The organism is Geodermatophilus sp. SYSU D01045 (assembly GCF_054050295.1).
On record NZ_JBJGZB010000003.1, the window covers coordinates 219,590 to 234,934 of the forward strand.

16 protein-coding genes are annotated in these 15,345 nt (G+C 77.5%); 7 read left to right on the top strand and 9 right to left on the bottom strand.

The features are described from left to right. Window positions 1-94: 94 nt before the first annotated feature. The gene (gene metF, locus ACI798_RS04270; RefSeq protein ID WP_457047321.1) at window positions 95-1,027 is read left to right on the top strand and encodes a methylenetetrahydrofolate reductase [NAD(P)H]; all 933 of its coding nucleotides are present in this window, start codon (window positions 95-97) and stop codon (window positions 1,025-1,027) included. 180 nt (window positions 1,028-1,207) lie between these two features. Here metF and ACI798_RS04275 read toward each other — a convergent pair whose 3' ends face one another. Beyond that, entirely contained in the window at window positions 1,208-2,704 is a 1,497-nt protein-coding gene (locus tag ACI798_RS04275; RefSeq protein ID WP_457047322.1) for a DUF222 domain-containing protein, read from the bottom strand. Between the two features lie 312 nt (window positions 2,705-3,016). Further along, window positions 3,017-3,661, bottom strand: coding sequence for a hypothetical protein (locus tag ACI798_RS04280; RefSeq protein WP_456943536.1), 645 nt, complete (start codon window positions 3,659-3,661; stop codon window positions 3,017-3,019). 43 nt (window positions 3,662-3,704) lie between these two features. Between ACI798_RS04280 and ACI798_RS04285 the strand changes: the two genes are divergently transcribed. From ACI798_RS04285 to ACI798_RS04295, 3 genes are read left to right on the top strand one after another with little or no spacing between them, the layout of a single operon-like run. Continuing rightward, window positions 3,705-4,811 (top strand): transcriptional regulator, encoded by a 1,107-nt coding sequence (locus ACI798_RS04285; RefSeq protein WP_457047323.1) that lies wholly within the window; start codon window positions 3,705-3,707, stop codon window positions 4,809-4,811. Further along, window positions 4,808-5,725 carry an ABC transporter ATP-binding protein gene (locus tag ACI798_RS04290; RefSeq protein WP_456943534.1) on the top strand — a complete coding sequence of 306 codons (918 nt, stop codon included), beginning with the start codon at window positions 4,808-4,810 and terminating at the stop codon, window positions 5,723-5,725. The genes ACI798_RS04285 and ACI798_RS04290 overlap by 4 nt, the downstream gene beginning before the upstream one ends. Continuing rightward, window positions 5,722-6,534, top strand: coding sequence for an ABC transporter permease (locus ACI798_RS04295; protein ID WP_456943533.1), 813 nt, complete (start codon window positions 5,722-5,724; stop codon window positions 6,532-6,534). Before ACI798_RS04290 ends, ACI798_RS04295 begins: the two co-directional genes overlap by 4 nt. Here ACI798_RS04295 and ACI798_RS04300 read toward each other — a convergent pair. Further along, window positions 6,531-7,337: a lipase family alpha/beta hydrolase gene (locus tag ACI798_RS04300; RefSeq protein WP_456943532.1), complete on the bottom strand. Its 807-nt coding sequence runs from the start codon at window positions 7,335-7,337 to the stop codon at window positions 6,531-6,533. The genes ACI798_RS04295 and ACI798_RS04300 overlap by 4 nt on opposite strands. A gap of 56 nt (window positions 7,338-7,393) precedes the next feature. Here ACI798_RS04300 and ACI798_RS04305 point away from each other — a divergent pair, with 56 nt between their 5' ends. Further along, window positions 7,394-8,077, top strand: a complete 684-nt coding sequence (locus tag ACI798_RS04305) for a CDP-alcohol phosphatidyltransferase family protein (RefSeq protein ID WP_456943531.1) — start codon at window positions 7,394-7,396, stop codon at window positions 8,075-8,077. A gap of 130 nt (window positions 8,078-8,207) precedes the next feature. Then, a complete protein-coding gene (locus ACI798_RS04310) occupies window positions 8,208-9,185 on the top strand; it encodes a carbohydrate kinase family protein (RefSeq protein ID WP_456943530.1) in 978 nt (325 codons plus the stop codon). A 23-nt stretch (window positions 9,186-9,208) separates the two neighbouring features. Here ACI798_RS04310 and ACI798_RS04315 read toward each other — a convergent pair whose 3' ends face one another. Genes ACI798_RS04315 through ACI798_RS04340 form a run of 6 tightly spaced genes read right to left on the bottom strand, consistent with a single transcriptional unit; the run spans window position 9,209 to window position 14,529 of the window. Further along, complete coding sequence (locus tag ACI798_RS04315; RefSeq protein WP_456943529.1) at window positions 9,209-9,865, bottom strand: flavin reductase family protein; 657 nt, start codon at window positions 9,863-9,865, stop codon at window positions 9,209-9,211. 18 nt (window positions 9,866-9,883) lie between these two features. After that, window positions 9,884-10,984 carry a glycosyltransferase gene (locus ACI798_RS04320; protein WP_456943528.1) on the bottom strand — a complete coding sequence of 367 codons (1,101 nt, stop codon included), beginning with the start codon at window positions 10,982-10,984 and terminating at the stop codon, window positions 9,884-9,886. After that, window positions 10,981-11,772 (bottom strand): carotenoid biosynthesis protein, encoded by a 792-nt coding sequence (locus ACI798_RS04325; protein ID WP_456943527.1) that lies wholly within the window; start codon window positions 11,770-11,772, stop codon window positions 10,981-10,983. The genes ACI798_RS04320 and ACI798_RS04325 overlap by 4 nt, the downstream gene beginning before the upstream one ends. Next, entirely contained in the window at window positions 11,769-13,403 is a 1,635-nt protein-coding gene (locus tag ACI798_RS04330) for a phytoene desaturase family protein (protein WP_457047324.1), read from the bottom strand. Before ACI798_RS04330 ends, ACI798_RS04325 begins: the two co-directional genes overlap by 4 nt. 2 nt (window positions 13,404-13,405) lie before the next feature. Continuing rightward, window positions 13,406-13,981, bottom strand: a complete 576-nt coding sequence (locus tag ACI798_RS04335) for a GNAT family N-acetyltransferase (protein ID WP_456943525.1) — start codon at window positions 13,979-13,981, stop codon at window positions 13,406-13,408. Between the two features lie 14 nt (window positions 13,982-13,995). Continuing rightward, window positions 13,996-14,529: a YbaK/EbsC family protein gene (locus tag ACI798_RS04340; RefSeq protein WP_457047325.1), complete on the bottom strand. Its 534-nt coding sequence runs from the start codon at window positions 14,527-14,529 to the stop codon at window positions 13,996-13,998. Window positions 14,530-14,757: 228 nt separating this feature from the next. On the opposite strand from ACI798_RS04340, the gene ACI798_RS04345 reads away from it, so the two are divergent. Then, window positions 14,758-15,084: a DUF6504 family protein gene (locus tag ACI798_RS04345; protein ID WP_456943523.1), complete on the top strand. Its 327-nt coding sequence runs from the start codon at window positions 14,758-14,760 to the stop codon at window positions 15,082-15,084. Window positions 15,085-15,345: the final 261 nt, after the last annotated feature.

Below are 15,345 nucleotides of genomic sequence, written 5' to 3' on the forward strand. Positions count from 1 at the left end.
CCTCCTCGCCGCTGAGTCGTCGTCTTCCCCGGCTCTTCTGCCGGGAGCGCGTGGACGGATGCAGTGGCTGGGGCTCCCCGTACCCTCGGCACCTATGACCCGAAGCGTCCGCGAGCTGCTCGCCTCGTCGCGGCCCACGTGGTCGTTCGAGTTCTTCCCCCCGAAGACGCCCGAGGCCGAGGCCCAGCTGTGGACGGCGCTGCGGCAGCTCGAGCGCCTGCGGCCGTCGTTCGTGTCGGTCACCTACGGTGCCGGGGGCTCCACCCGCGAGGGCACCGTCGCCGTCACCGAGCGGATCGCGGCCGAGACGACGATGACCCCGCTGGCGCACCTGACCGCCGTCGACCACTCGGTCGCCGAGCTGCGGCACGTGGTCAGCCGGCTGGCCGCCGCGGGCGTGCGCAACCTGCTGGCGCTGCGGGGCGACCCGCCGGGCAGCGACCCCCAGGCTCAGTGGGTCCGGCACCCCGAGGGCTTGGAGTACGCCTCGGAGCTGGTGGAGCTGATCCGCTCGATGGGCGACTTCTCCGTCGGCGTCGCGGCCTTCCCCGAGCGGCACCCGCGCTCGCCGGACTTCGAGACCGACGTCGAGATGTTCGTGCGCAAGTGCCGCGCCGGCGCGGACTTCGCGATCACGCAGATGTTCTTCCGCGTCGAGGACTACCTGCGGCTGCGCGACCGGGTCGTGGCCCGCGGCTGCGACGTGCCGGTCATCGCCGGGGTCATGCCGGTCACCAACGCGCGGCAGATCACCCGGATCGTGCAGCTGTCGGGCCAGGCGTTCCCCGAGGAGCTGGCCTCCCGGTTCGCCGAGCTCGACGGCGACTCACCCGAGGAGAAGGCGGCGGTGCGCGCCTACGGCGTCGAGGTGGCGACGGCGATGTGCCGGCGACTGCTGGACGAGGGCGTGCCCGGCATCCACTTCATCACCATGAACCGGTCGACGGCGACGCGGGAGGTCTTCACCAACCTCACCGACGCCGGCACCGGGACCTCGGTGCCCTCGACGCTGGCCGCCACCCCCTGACCGGCGGAGCGCTCCCCGGCCGCTGATCCCGGACGCCGGGAGGGCGATCGACGCGGGGCGTGAGCGACCGGCGCGGCTCCCGAGAACCGCGCGAGGCACGGCCGTTCCGGGTGTCGGCTCACCGCAGTGCGGACGAGCCGACACCCTGCGACGTGGCGTCGACCAGTACCTGGACCTGGGTCAGAACGGTGGCGGGTCGTCCGGGGCCGCCGGCGTTCGTGGTCCGGGGTCCGGTGGTGGGTCCGACTCGGCCGGGGGTGGTCGCAGGCCCGGGGGTCGGGTGGTCCGCGTGATCCCCGACGGGGTGGTCACGGTCAGGGTCCCGTCTTCGCTCATGTGGAACCGCCAGCCGCGGGCGAAGGTCTTGAGGCGGTGGTGGCTGCGGCACAGGCAGCACAGGTTGGCGCAGTCGGTGGCGCCGCCGTGGGCGTGCGGGACGACGTGGTCGGCGTCGGCCCAGCCGGCCCGCTGGCCGCAGGCGGGGAAGCGGCAGGTGCGGTCCCGGGTGTGCACGAAGGCCTGCTGGGATGCGGAGGGCTCGTAGCGGTCGACCTCTTCGGGCCGGTCCAGCACCGCGCAGTCACATGCCCCGTCCGGATGCGCGGGGCAGCCGACCCGGGCCAGCCGGCGGAGCTGGTCCAGCGTCGTGGTGGCGCGCGGCGTGCCGTCATCCTCCACGAGAGCCAGCGTCACCGACCCGCCCTCAGGCGCCTGCATGCCGAGCGCCTCCATCTGCTGCAGCAGTTCGCGCAGGTGGGCGGCGGTGATCGGAAACCCGTTGACCTGGCCGGCCTCGGTGCTGCGGCCGGCCAGCGCGCTGAGGGTGGCGATGACCTGCAGGTGCGCGGTCACCGCCGGCCGGCCGCTCTCCCACGGGCGCTGCAGCAGGTCGGCGAGGACCACCGTGCGCAGCTGCCCGATCGGGCGGGGATCACCGTCGGCCTTGCGCATCCGGGCGAGTGCGTCGACGACGGCGTGGCAGGCGGCGGCGACGTCGGCGGGCAGGTCGGCGGCGAGGGTGGCCATGCCGTCGAACGGGCAGTCGTACAGCCGCACGTCGGCGTGCCGTTCGGCCTGCTGGCGGCGGCCGTCGATGGCGTCGGCGTCGGCGTCGAGCAGCAGCGCCAGGGCGCGGTCCTTGAGCTTGCGCACCGTCAGCTGCGTGGCCTCCGGCAGCAGCGCCGCCTCGATCGCGCGGGCGGTGACTGCGCTCGTGTGTTCGAGGACGTCGACCAGGGCCTTGGCGCGGGCCTCGTCCAGGGTGCCGGTGGCCAGTGCGGCCCAGGTGGCGGGCAGCTTCTCCCGGTAGGTCCACGCCCGGTGCGCCAGGTGGGCGGCGGTGCCCCGGCCGACGTTGAGCACCACCGCGAGTTCGGCGGTGAAGAACTCCGACACCCCGGGCAGCTCGGTGTCCGGCGCCCACGACCGGGAGCGGGCACCGGGGTCCCCGGGTGCGGGGTCGGCGTCATCGGGGGTGTCGTCGGCGAGGCCGAGGACCAGCTCGGCCTTGTACGCGGCGGTCATCGCCTCCATCGCCGCGACCCGTTGCACTTCGGCGGCCTTCTGCTCCCGCGACAGCAGGGAGACCGGCAGCCGGGGGATCGTGACCGGCTGGTCGAGGAGCACGCCGACGAGCGCCCGCTCCACCGGCGACACGTACTCCGCGACCTCCTGCACACCCCGCACGCTACGGCCGGGGTACGACAGTTCCCGCAGGTCAGTGGGGCATCCGGCTGAACGGGATGACTGCAAGTCGAGTCCGGCAGCAGGGTGTGGTCCGAGTCGACGAGTCGTCGGGGACCGATGGCGGACACAGCATCACGCCGTGCCCGACCTCCCGGCTCCGGAGCCGCCCGCGGCGGCGTCGCGACCGACCCGTCCGGCGGGAGTGAGGCGACCTGACGGACCTCGACGGCGTCCTCGAGGACGTCGCCGGCATGCTCCGCGCGCTGCTGTGCTCCTACCGGTGGGGCGGCCGACCCATCGACCTCACTGCACGCTGACGCGGCGGCCGGGCTCGAGCAGCTCGGCGGTCATCCGGGCGGCCTGGCGCAGCGCCTCGCGCTCGGCCGCGTACCCGCCGAGGACGCCGACCACCGGCAGCTGGGACAGCGCCCGCGCGCCGATGCGCCCCTTGGGGCGCGCGTCGAGCGCCTCGTCGATGCGGCCGAGCAGCCGGGAGGCCCGCCAGATCGTGCGGACGACGCCGCGCAGGCCGGCCCGCTCCTCCTTCGCGCCGATCGCGGTCTCGGTGTAGGCGCCGCGCACCCGTTCCAGCAGTGGGCGGACCCGGCCGGGCGGCAGGTAGCGGTCGAGCAGCACCTCCGACAGCAGGGAGACCCGCTCGGCGGGGTCGGTGACGCCGTGCTCGTTGGCCACGCCGAGCACCACGAGCGACTGGACCGCCGTCCCGACGGTGTTCTGCAGCGGCAGGAGGTCGGCCAGCCGGCCGGCCAGCCGCGGCAGGCTGCTCGCGACCGCGCCCACCTGGGCGGCCTGCTCGCCCCACCAGGCGTCGCGCTGGGAGGTCGGGAGGCCCGGTGGACGGGCCAGCCGCCGCACGAGCGGGGTGGTGAGCCGGTCCAGCCGGCGCAGGACGTCGACGACGACGGCGTCGCTCAACGGAGGTGCCATGTCCGTGAGCTACCCGTGGCGCGGCGCTCGTACCGTGGCCGTCATGGCCGCACGCGGGTACGGGCGCGCCCGCCGCTGGACGGTCGTGGTCGGGCTGGTCGCCGTCCTCGCGTCGCTGCCCGCGCTCGTGGGCGCGCTGCCGGCCGACGACGCCGACGTCGCCGCCGCCGACCTGCGGGACGCCGTCCTCGCCAGCGCGGGTGTCGGCTTCTCCGGCTACGCCGTCTCGGCCGGCGGGCTCGCGCTGCCGGTGGCCGACCAGCTGCCTGCCGTCGCCGACCTGCTCAGCGACCGCACCGCGATGCGCGTCTGGTGGCGCGGCCCCGAGGAACACCGGGTCGACGTCGTGTCGGCGACGGGGGAGACCGGCGTGCACGTCGACACCGGCGGCACGTGGACCTGGGAGTACGAGTCCGCGACCGCCACCCGCACCGCCCCGGCCCCGCTCGCCCTGCCCGCCCCGCCGGACCTGGTGCCGGCGACCCTGGGCCGGCGGCTGCTGTCGGAGGCCGCCGACGACGAGCTCGCCCGCATCGGCGCCCGGCGGGTCGCCGGGCGCGACGCGCTCGGCCTGCGCCTGGTGCCCGCGGCGCCGGCGGCCTCGGTGGCGCGCGTCGACGTCTGGGCCGACGCGGCGACCGGCCTGCCGCTGGCCGTGGAGGTCGTCGCCGACGGCGCGTCGGTCCCCGCGCTCGACACCCGCTTCCTCGACCTCCACCCCACCGCCCCGCCGGCGGGCGTCGTCGCGTTCGTCCCTCCGGCCGACGTCCGCGCCCGGGCCGGCCAGGACGCCGAGGGGCTGCTGCGCGAGGCCGACCGCCGGCTGCGGCTCGTCCCGCTGCCCCGCGAGCTGGCCGGCCTGCCGCAGCGGGCGCTGGCCGGGGCGCCGGAGACCGTGGGCCTGTACGGCAGCGGCGTGACGCTGCTGGCCGTGGCGCCGGTCCCCGGCCGGTTGGCCGCAGCCGTCCGCTCCGCGCTGGACGCCGCCCCCGACGCCGTGCGCGACGAGCGCGGCACCCGGGTCGCCGTCGGCCCGCTCGGGCTGATGCTGGTCGACACCCGGGCCGCCGGCACCTACCTGCTGACCGGGACCGTCACCCTCGACGCGCTGGCCGACGCCGCGGCCGGGCTCCCCGGGGCGCCGTCGTGACCTCGGTGATCACCACGCGGGGGCTGGTCAAGCAGTACGGCCGGGTGCGCGCGGTGGACGGCATCGACCTCGACGTCCGCGCCGGGGACGTCTACGGCTTCCTCGGCGCCAACGGCTCGGGCAAGACGACGACGGTGCGCATGCTGCTGGGCCTGGTGCTGCCCACCCGCGGCGAGGTCGAGCTGCTGGGCGAGCGGATGCCGCGCGCCGGGCGCCGGGTGCTGCCCCGCGTGGGCGCGCTCATCGAGGGCCCGGCGCACCACCGGCACCTGTCCGGCGCGGCCAACCTGGCGCTGCTCGACGCCGCCGGCCCGGGCGGCTCGCGCCGCACGCGGCGGCGGCGGATCGCCGAGGTGCTCGACCAGGTCGGCCTGGGCGGGGTGGGCCGGCGGAAGGTCGGCGCCTACTCGCTCGGCATGCGGCAGCGGCTGGGCCTGGCCGGGGCGCTGCTGCGCCGGCCGGAGCTGCTGGTCCTCGACGAGCCCACCAACGGCCTGGACCCGCAGGGCATCCACGAGATCCGCGAGCTGCTGCTCGAGCTGCACCGCGGCGGGACGACGGTGTTCCTCTCCAGCCACCTGCTGGCCGAGGTCGAGCAGCTGTGCACCCGGGTCGGCGTCCTCGACCGCGGCCGGCTCGTGCTGCAGGACCGGATCGCGCACCTCACCGCGCCCACCGGCGCCACCGTCGTCGACACCCCGGCGCCCGAGCGGGTGCGCGCGGTGCTCGACGGGCGGGTCCTGGGCACCGACGGCGGCCGGGTCGTGGTGCGCGGGGCGGACCCGGCGGAGGTCAACGCGCTGCTGGTCGGCGCCGGCGTCCCGGTGGCGGGGCTGGCGCTGCAGCGGCCCACGCTCGAGGAGGTCGTGCTCGCCGCCGCGGGCGCCAGCGCCGACCGGGTGGAGCGGGCGTGATCGGCACCGAGCTGCGCAAGACCTTCGGCCGGCCGCGGACCTGGGCGACGATCGCCGTCCTCAACGCGCTGCCGGTGCTGGTCGCGGTGCTGCTGCAGGTGACCGACCTCGCGCCGCGGCCGGGCGAGGGCCCGCCGTTCCTGTCCGCCGTCCTCACCAACGGGCAGCTGTTCCCGCTCGCGGCGCTGGCGATCGTGCTGCCGCTGTTCCTGCCGATCGCGGTCGCGGTGGTCAGCGGCGACGCCGTCGCGGGGGAGGCGCAGGCCGGGACGCTGCGCTACCTGCTCGCCCGCCCGGCCGGCCGGACCCGGCTGCTGGTGGCCAAGCTGGTCGCGGTGCTGGCGTTCGTCGTCGTGACCGTCGTGGTGGTCGCCGCCGTCGGCTACCTGGTGGGCACGCTGCTGTTCGACGCGCAGCCGGTCGCGGCCGGGACGTCGGTGTCGGGGACCTCGCTGACGCCGGAGGAGCTGGCCGGCCGGACGCTGGTGGCGATCGGCTACGTCGCGGTGTCGATGCTCGGCGTCGCGGCGTTCGGGCTGTTCTTCTCCACGCTCACCGACTCGCCGCTGGCCGCCGCGCTCGGCGCGCTGGCGGTGCTGGTCGCCTCGTCGCTGCTGTTCACCCTCGACGCCGCCTCGCCGATCGCGCCCTACCTGCCGACGCGCTACTGGCTGGCGTTCGTCGACCTGTTCCGCGACCCGGTCCTGTGGCGCGACGTCGTCCGCGGGCTGGCGCTGCAGGGCGTGTACGTGGGCGTGCTGCTGACCGCGGCGTGGGCGAACTTCACCACCAAGGACGTGACCAGCTAGCCGCCGAGGCGGGCGCAGTCGGCGGGGCCCAGCGGCACGGGGTCGCCCGGCGCGAGCTCGGCCAGCACGATGCCCTGCACCAGCGGGTCGCGCGGCAGGTCGCCGTGGCCGACGCGGGCCTGCGCGCACACCGACTGCACGGTCAGGTTGAGCGCGCCGTCGAGGCGGGCGGAGTCCGGCGGGGTCACCGTCTCGTCCTGCGTCGTCCACACCGACACCCAGGTCGGTCCGGCGGGCGTCTCGTCGCCGGCGTTGAGGCCGGCGAGCAGGTCGCTGTCGGTGGCCAGCTGCCGGCACGCCTCGGGGCACTGGCCCGGCGCGACGCCGGCGGCGAGGTCGGCCAGCGTGGTCCCGTGGTGCGGCGAGCCGAGCGTCACCACCCGGCGGGCCACCTCCGCGCCGTCGCCGGTGACCCACAGCCGCGCGACGACGCCGCCGGCGGAGTAGCCGACGACGTCGACGCTGTCGGCGTCCGTGCGCTCGAGCGCGGCGTCGGCGGCGGCGTCCAGCGCGCCGGCCGCGGCGGCGAGGTCGCCGGTGCCGTTGCCGGGCAGCGCGACGACCGTGGCGTCGCGGCCCGCGGCGGTCAGCCGGTCGGCCAGCCCCGTGAGCGAGCCGGTGGTGCCGCCGTAGCCGGGCACCAGCAGCACCGGGCCGGGCTCCTCCTGCGGCACCGGCGCGGCCGCGACCGGCCCGTCGCCCCGCGTGAGCAGCAGGACGGTCGCCGCCACGGCGAGGACGAGGAGGAGGGCCGGCACGGTGAGGACCAGGCGGCGGCGGGCGGGGGAGAGGCCGGCGAGCACCCGTCCACTGTCCCCGGTCCCGCCGGCGTCGGCCCGGGCTGGGGAAGACTGCGCCCGTGCTGAGCCGCGACGAGTACCTCGCCGAGTGGTCGCGCTGGCACGGCGGCACCGACCCGGGCGCGAGCCGGCTGGTGCACGGCTGGCTGTCGCTGGCGTACGCGCTGGCCCGCGCCGTGTCGTGGCTGCCGCCGCTGGCCGCCACCGCGCTCGGCCTGCTGGTCGCGCTGGGCGCCGTCGGCCCGGCACTGGCCGGCGGCGCGTGGCTGGTCGCGGCCGGGCTGCTGGTGGGGCTGTCCGGGCTGCTGGACTCCCTCGACGGCGCGCTCGCGCTGGCCGGGGGGCGGGCGTCGCGGCGCGGCTACGTCCTCGACTCCGCCGTCGACCGGCTCACCGAGGCCGCGTACGCCCTGGCGCTGTGGGCGGCCGGCGCGCCGGGCTGGCTGGCCGCCGTCTACGGGGCGCTGTGCTGGCTGCCGGACTACCTGCGGGCCCGGGCCGGGCAGGCCGGGGTGGCCGAGACCGGGTCGATCTCGGTGTGGGAGCGGCCGACCCGGGTGGCGATGACCGGGTTCACCGTCGGCGGGGCCGGGATCGTCGCGGCCACCGGACTGGACGCGGCGGCCGGCGTGGCCGACGGGCCCGCGGTCGTGGTCACCGCCGGGGCCGCCGTCGGGGCCGTGCTCGGGCTGGTCGGCACCGCCCAGCTCGGCGTCTCGCTGCGCCGGGCGCTGGGGGACTAGCCGTCCGCCGCGACGCGCTCGGGATGCCGGCCGGGCGGCCGTCCCGGTGCACGCCGGGGGGCGTGTGACCGGGACCGCCTCTTAGGGTTGCCCTGCTCGCCGTCCCACCCGCTCGCCCCGAGGAGCCCCCGTGCCCGTCGTCGTCACCGGCTCCATCGCCACCGACCACCTGATGACCTTCCCCGGCCGGTTCACCGAGCAGTTCGTCGAGGGGCAGATGGAGAACGTCTCCCTCTCCTTCCTGGTCGACGACCTCATCCAGCACCGCGGCGGCGCCGGCGCCAACATGGCCTACGGCCTGGGCCTGCTCGGCCTCGGGCCGGTGCTGGTCGGCTCGGTCGGCAGCGACTTCGCCGACTACGACGCCTGGCTCACCCGGCACGGCGTGGACACCCGCGACGTGCGCTGGTCCGAGCTCAAGCACACCGCCCGGTTCGTGTGCACCACCGACGCGGTCAACAACCAGATCGCGTCCTTCTACTCGGGCGCGATGAGCGAGGCCGGCGAGATCGAGCTGGGTCCGGTGTGCGCCCGCGTCGGCACCCCCGACCTCGTCGTCGTCGGCCCCAACGACCCGACCGCGATGGTCCGGCACACCCAGGAGTGCCGGGACCGCGGCTACCCCTTCGCGGCCGACCCCAGCCAGCAGTTGGCCTGGGCCGACGGCGAGATGATCCGGGAGCTGGTCGACGGCGCGGACCTGCTGTTCACCAACGAGTACGAGTCGGCGCTGCTCACCCAGAAGACCGGCTGGGAGGCCGGCGAGATCCTCGCCCGGGTGGGCACCTGGGTCACCACGCGCGCCTCCAAGGGCGTGCTCGTCCGGCAGCAGGACGCGGCCCCGATCGAGGTCATCGCGGTCCCCGAGACCAAGCCGGTGGAGCCCACCGGCGGCGGCGACGCGCTGCGCGCCGGGTTCATCGCCGGGCGCACCTGGGGGCTGAGCCTCGAGCGGGCCACCCAGCTGGGCTCGGCGGTGGCCACCGAGGCCGTCGAGGTCGTCGGTACCCAGGAGTACGAGCTGCGCCGCGAACCCTTCCTGCAGCGGTTCGCCGCGGCCTTCGGTGACGACGCCGCGGCCGAGGTCGCCGAGCACCTCCCCGCCTGACCTCCTCGCCCGGGGGCGGGCGGTCAGCTGCCGCGGACCTGCTCGCCGATCGAGGGGTCCTCGGCCCACCGGGTGTAGGGGATGCGCGGGATCGCGCGCACCTCGCCGACCGTGCACCATTCGTTGCCGCCCAGCCGGGCCAGCGGCCGCAGCGCCTCGATCCGCGGGCGGCCGTCGCGCACCGCGTCGGTCCACACGCTCACCCACTCGACCCGGCCGAAGACGACGGTGCTGTCGCCCAGCCGCACCGTCGAGTGCAGCGTGCACTCGATGCTCACCGGCGACTGCACCACCCGCAGCGCGCCCACCCGCTCGCTCGGCTCCAGCCGGATGCCGGCGGCCTCGGCCTCGCTCTGGTCGGGCGGGAAGTCGGTGCCGGTGGCGTTGGCCTGCTCGAACAGCTCCTCGGGGACGAGGTTGATCGTGAAGTCGCCGGTGGCCTCGACGTTGTTCAGCGAGTCCTTGCGGCCCACCGAGGTGAACTGCACGACCGGCGGCCGCACGCACGCCACCGTGTAGAAGGAGTGCGGCGCCAGGTTGTGCACGCCCTCGGCCGACCGGCTGCACACCCACGCGATCGGCCGCGGGACCACCACGGAGTTCATGACGCGGTAGAAGTCCGTGGGGCGCATGTCCCCGGGGTCGAAGGCGGTCCGGTCGGGCGAGTCGGGCGAGGTCACACCCCATCCTCGCCCCGGTCAGCGCAGCGCGCGTCCGCGCCAGGTGAGCGTGCCGCGCCGGTGCCCGGCCACCGACCCGGCCAGCAGCGCGTCGAGGGCCAGCAGCGACAGCGGGTGCGCCAGGGCGTCGGGCCACACCCGCCCGCCGGTGGCCGCCGCGCTCACCGCCCGCCCGGCCACCCCGGCCAGCCAGCCGGCCAGGCCCGCCCGCGACCCGCGCAGCGCCGCCAGCGCGGGGACGACGCCGACGGCGGTGAGCACCGCCGCCGCGGCCACCGACGCCGCCGGTGACCCGCCGACCGACGCCCACAGCGACTTGCCGTAGCCCTCGCGCATCGCCGCCCAGCCGTCGTACATCCGGCACTCGGCCAGCGTCGCGCCCGCCACCGGCACCGCCCGCCCGCCGGACCGCTTCACCGCCCGTGCCAGCGCGACGTCCTCCACCACCTCCGCGCGCACCGCCGCGTGCCCGCGGGCGCGCAGGTAGCCGCGCCGGGTCAGCGCGAGGAACTGGCCGTTGGCCGCGGTCAGCGACGGCCGGGGTGAGCGCTCGGCCAGCCGCAGCGGCAGCGTGGTCATCCACAGCCACGGCGACAGCGGCTGCACCAGCCGCTCGGCGAGCGTGCCGGCCACCGGCCGCGGCCAGGGCGAGACCAGGTCCAGGCCGTGCGCCTCGAGCAGCCAGGCGGCGGCGGCCAGAGCGTCGGGCGCCACCCGGACGTCGGCGTCGAGGAAGACCAGCACGCCGTCGTCGGTCACCGTCTGCGCGCCCACCCAGCAGGCGTGCGGCTTGCCCAGCCAGCCCTCCGGCGGCTCGCCCGCGGGGACCAGCCGCACCCGCGGGTCGCCGACGCCGCGGACGACGGCGGCGGTGCCGTCGGTGGAGCCGTCGTCGACGACGACCACCCGCAGGTCCGGGACGCCGGCCGAGGCCAGCACCGCGGCCAGGCAGCCGCCGACCCGCGCCTCCTCGTCGCGCACCGGCAGCACCACGGTGACCGGCCGGGTCGCCTCCGGCGGGTCGGCCGGCGGGCGGCGCAGCAGCGCGGCGTTGACCGCGGCGTGCGCGGCGCCGGCGACCGCCAGGCCGGACAGGACCCGGACGACCGCGCCGCTCACCGGCGGCGGGCCTGCGCCGCGAGCACGGCCACGACGACGGCGGTCAGCGCCGCGCCCCACGCCGCCGACCCCGGCAGGTCCAGCCAGACGGCGTGGGCGAGCGCCCCGCCGGCCACCATCCACGCGATCACCAGCAGCGGCGCGGCGTCGACGCGGACGGCCGGTCCGACGGCGAGCTCGAGCAGGGCCATGAGCACCAGCCCGGCCAGCAGCCAGCCGGCGAGGTTGGTCAGCGGCACGGTGTCGATGCCGGGCAGCCCCGGGGCGGGGTGCGCCCAGGTCCAGTAGCCGGCCTGGACCAGCTGCGGGTCGAGGACGACGTCCCAGCCGGCGAACACCGCCGCGGCGACGGCGACCCGCGCGGCCCGCCGCCGGCCCGGCCGCACCCGGCGGGTGAGCAGCCCGGCCAGGACCCGGCTCGGCCAGGCCAGCATCAGCCAGGCCAGCGGCACGAGGAACGGCACGCCGAGCAGCGTCGGGCCGAGCGCGTCGCTGTAGGAGTAGGTGCCGTAGGGGACGCCGGTGGCCAGCCCGACCGACTCGAACGCGACCGCGGTGACCGCCACCAGCCCGAGCACCGCGGCGCCGGTGCGCGCGCCGTGCGCGACGGCGGCCGAGGCCACCGACACCGCCGAGCCGAGCAGCACGATCGTCCAGGACACCGCGTCGCGGGCGGCGCCGTCGGTGAGCGGGTAGGCGACCGCGGCCACCACCAGCAGCACGGCCAGCGCCAGCGGCAGCCGGGCGGGTGCCGGGGCCCGCCGGACGGCCGCCGTCGCGGCGCTCACCGGGCCGTCCGCGCGAGCCGCCCGGCCGCCGCGCGGGCGCGGGCGAGCGGCCGGCGGTCGGCGAGGACCACCCGGGCCGCCGTCCGGCCGGAGTTGCCCGACACCCCGCCGCCGGGGTGGGTGGAGGCGCCGGCCAGGTACAGCCCGGCCAGCCCCGGCACCCGGTAGCCGGCCAGCGCCGGCGTCGGGCGCAGCGAGAACATGCTGGCCAGGCCCATCTCCACGTGCATGACGTTGCCACGCAGCAGCGACAGCTCGCGTTCCAGCAGCACCGGTGTCTGGACGTACACGTCCCGCACCGAGGCGGCGAAGCCGGGGGCGTACCGGTCGACGGCGGCCACCAGCCGCTGCGCCTCGGCCGCGGCGAGGGCGTCCCAGTCGCCGCCGTCGGCGAGGGCGTAGGGGTACCACTGGCCCCACACGGTGACCACGTGCCGCCCGGGCGGGGCGAGGGTGTCGTCGCTGGCGGAGAAGGACATCGCCAGCGGCACCGGCTCGCGGGGCAGCCGGCCGCCCAGCCAGTCGCCGTGCGCGGCGGCCAGCTGGGCGCGGTCGGTGCACAGCAGCTGCAGGCCCTGCGCCGACACGGCCGGGTCGACGCCGGGGTAGGCCGGCAGCGCGTCGGTGAGGCAGCGCAGCACCAGGCCGAAGCCGTTGCCCACCGGCGGGGCGGCGTCCGCGAGGGCAGGCGGGGCGTGCTCCCCGGCGAGGTCGCGGGTGGCCAGCACGTGGCAGGCGGCGACGACGACCGGCGCGGACACCCGCCGTCCGGACACGGTCTCGACGCCGGTCACGCGGCCGTCCTCGACGAGCAGCCGCGCGGCGCCCTCGCCGAGGACGACGCGGCCGCCGTCGGACTCCAGCCGGCGGCGGAGCGCCTGGGTGAGCCCGCCGGAGCCGCCCACCGGGTGGCCCGGCGGGGTGTCGTGCAGCAGCGCCACCCAGGCGACCATCGCCGCGGTGCCCGGCTCGCTCATCGGCGGGCCGGACTGCGCGCCGAACCAGGCCAGCGCCGCCTTGAGCCGCTCGCTGGTGAACCAGCGGTCCAGCAGCGCGTCGCCGGAGCCGAGGAAGTCGGCGGCGAGGTCGCCGCCGGGGGTGCGCGGGGCGTCGCCGGTGGGGGCGCCCAGCGGCCAGAACGCCCGGGCCAGGCCCAGCGGGGTGGGCCGGCGGCCGAAGGAGTCGACGACGGCGCGGCTGCGCGGGCCCCAGACGCCGACGAACCGGCGGTAGGCCTCGGCGTCGGCGTCCCCGCAGGCGGCGGCGATCGAGGCGCAGGTGGCGTCGAGGTCGACGGAGAAGACCAGCGGGCGGCCGTCCGGGCCGGGGGCGCCGGGCGCCGGGGCGGGCGCGAAGCCCCAGGGGTCGCAGTCCACGTAGCGCAGGCCGTGGGCGGCGAGGCCGAGCTCCTCGACGACCCCGCTGTGCCGGACGATCACGTGCGCGCTGGAGCCGCGGTCCACCCGGACCCCCGGCCAGCGCTCCACGGTGGACACCGCCCCGCCGAGGACGTCGTCGCGCTCGACCACCTCGACGCGGAGCCCGGCGCGCGCCAGGTAGCAGGCGGCGACCAGGCCGTTGTGGCCGGCGCCGACGACCACGGCGTCGACGGCCCGGTCCGGCTCCCGCACGCTCAGGAGCCGGGGACCGGCCGCAGCGGCAGCCGGGCGCCGAGGATGGCGAAGGGCCGGGCGTCCCCGGGGAAGTGGTGGCCGCGGGCGAGGTCGACGAACCCGTCGGCGTGGTACAGCCGGAACGCCTTGGTGTCGGCGTCGGGGGTGGACAGCAGCGCGGTCGGCGCGTCCACACCCTCCACCAGCGCGTGCAGCAGCCGCCGGCCCAGCCCGCGGCTCTGCGCGTCGGGGTGCACGTGCAGCTCGCACACCTCGAAGGCGCCGGGCAGCCAGCGCTTGGCGGTGCGCCGGTCCAGCGCCGCGCGCACCTGGTCGTGCCACCACTGGCCGGGGGCGACGAGGTAGCCGTAGCCGAAGCCGACCAGCTGCTCGCCGTCCGGGGTCGCGGCGAAGGCGCCGACCGCGCGGAAGCCGGGGCGCTCGGTGTGCTGGACGGCGTAGCCGTAGCGGCCGGCGACCACCGAGGCGTCGTAGCCCATCGCCTCGCCGTAGATGGCGAGCGCCTCGTGCATGTGCTCGCGCAGCCAGCCTGCGGGCAGTGCGGTCACCCGCGTCGCGGGTGTCGTGCCGGTCACGGGGTTCTCCTCGGTCACGGGCCCACCGCGGCGGGGTGGGGAGCGGCGGCCGGACCGTCGGCGGTCGGGCCGCTCCCGACCTCGGCGGGGGTGCCGGCGGTCAGTCGCAGCAGCTCGTCGTAGCTGGTGGGGAAGACGGCCGACGGGTGGCCGGCGGCGGCCCAGACGCGGTCGTACCGGGCCAGCTCGACGTCGACGAGCGTGCCGATCGGCGCCGGGTGCCCGACCGGGGCGACCCCGCCGATCGGCTGGCCGGTGTGCTCGCGGACGAAGGCGGCCGAGGCGCGCTCGACGCGGGGCACGCCCAGCAGGGCGGCCACCCGCGCGACGTCGACCCGGTGCGCGCCGCTGGTCAGCACGAGCAGCGGCTGCCCGCCGACGTCGAACACCAGGCTGTTGGCGATGGCCCCGACCGGGACGCCGAGCTGTGCGGCGGCCGCGGCGGCGGTGTGCGCGCCGTCGGCGAGCTCGTGGACCCGCCCGGTGGCGCCGGCCCCGGCGAGCAGGTCGGCGATCGCGGCCACCCGGGGGTGGACGGGTCGGCTCATGCGCTGATCCTGCCACCGCTGTCGGACCCCCGCCGTACCGTCCGGCACGCGGGTGGGAGGGGTTCCTCCCGGGAGGACGGGGCCGCGCGTCCGGCTTGACGGGACCGGCGCGGTCGGGTCTACTCGAGGTGTTCGAACACACGTTCGAACAGGTCGGCCACCGTCCCGGGACCTTCCCCGCCCGGGCGGTGGGCAGGCCGTCAGGCGGCACGGGGTGGGGAGACGGGCATGAGCCGGGTGCTGGGTGACGTCGGCGAGCGGGCCGGCGAGGAGGTGCAGGTCGAGCGCGGTCCGCTCGGGCCGGCGCAGTTCTGGCGCGGGCAGGGCCGCTACGTCGTCGGCGAGCTGCTCGACTCGTGGGTCGAGACCGCGCCGTGGTGGCAGCGGGCCGCCGGCACCACCGGCGGCGCCTCGGCCGACCTCGTCGCCCCCCGGGAGGTGTTCCGGGTCGAGGCGCTGCGGGCCGGCCGCTCGCGGATGAGCTTCGCCGGTGTCTACGACCTGTGCTGGGACGCCGCGGACAACCGCTGGTCGCTCGTGCGGGTGCACGACTGATGGGCGCCGCGCACGCCATGGCCCAGCAGCTGCCCCTGCCCCCGCCGCTCCCGGCGGCCGCGGGCCAGCTGCTGGACCAGGCCACCCGGGCCCTGGCCGAGGCCCGGCACGCCCCCGACGCGTGCCGGCGCTACGCCACCGCGCACCTGGCGGGGGGGGGGGGGGGGGGGGGGGGGGGGGGGGGGGGGGCGGCGGGGGGGGGGGGGGGGGGGGGGGGCCGGGGCCGGGGGGGGGGGGGGTTGTAGTGGTTGCGCCGCCGCG

What these genes read in the sequence shown, in the direction of transcription:
- metF (WP_457047321.1), top strand. Translation starts at nt 95, where the DNA reads ATGACCCGAAGCGTCCGCGAGCTGCTCGCCTCGTCGCGGCCCACGTGG.
- ACI798_RS04280 (WP_456943536.1), bottom strand. Translation starts at nt 3,661, where the DNA reads ATGGCACCTCCGTTGAGCGACGCCGTCGTCGTCGACGTCCTGCGCCGG.
- ACI798_RS04285 (WP_457047323.1), top strand. Translation starts at nt 3,705, where the DNA reads ATGGCCGCACGCGGGTACGGGCGCGCCCGCCGCTGGACGGTCGTGGTC.
- ACI798_RS04340 (WP_457047325.1), bottom strand. Translation starts at nt 14,529, where the DNA reads ATGAGCCGACCCGTCCACCCCCGGGTGGCCGCGATCGCCGACCTGCTC.
- ACI798_RS04345 (WP_456943523.1), top strand. Translation starts at nt 14,758, where the DNA reads ATGAGCCGGGTGCTGGGTGACGTCGGCGAGCGGGCCGGCGAGGAGGTG.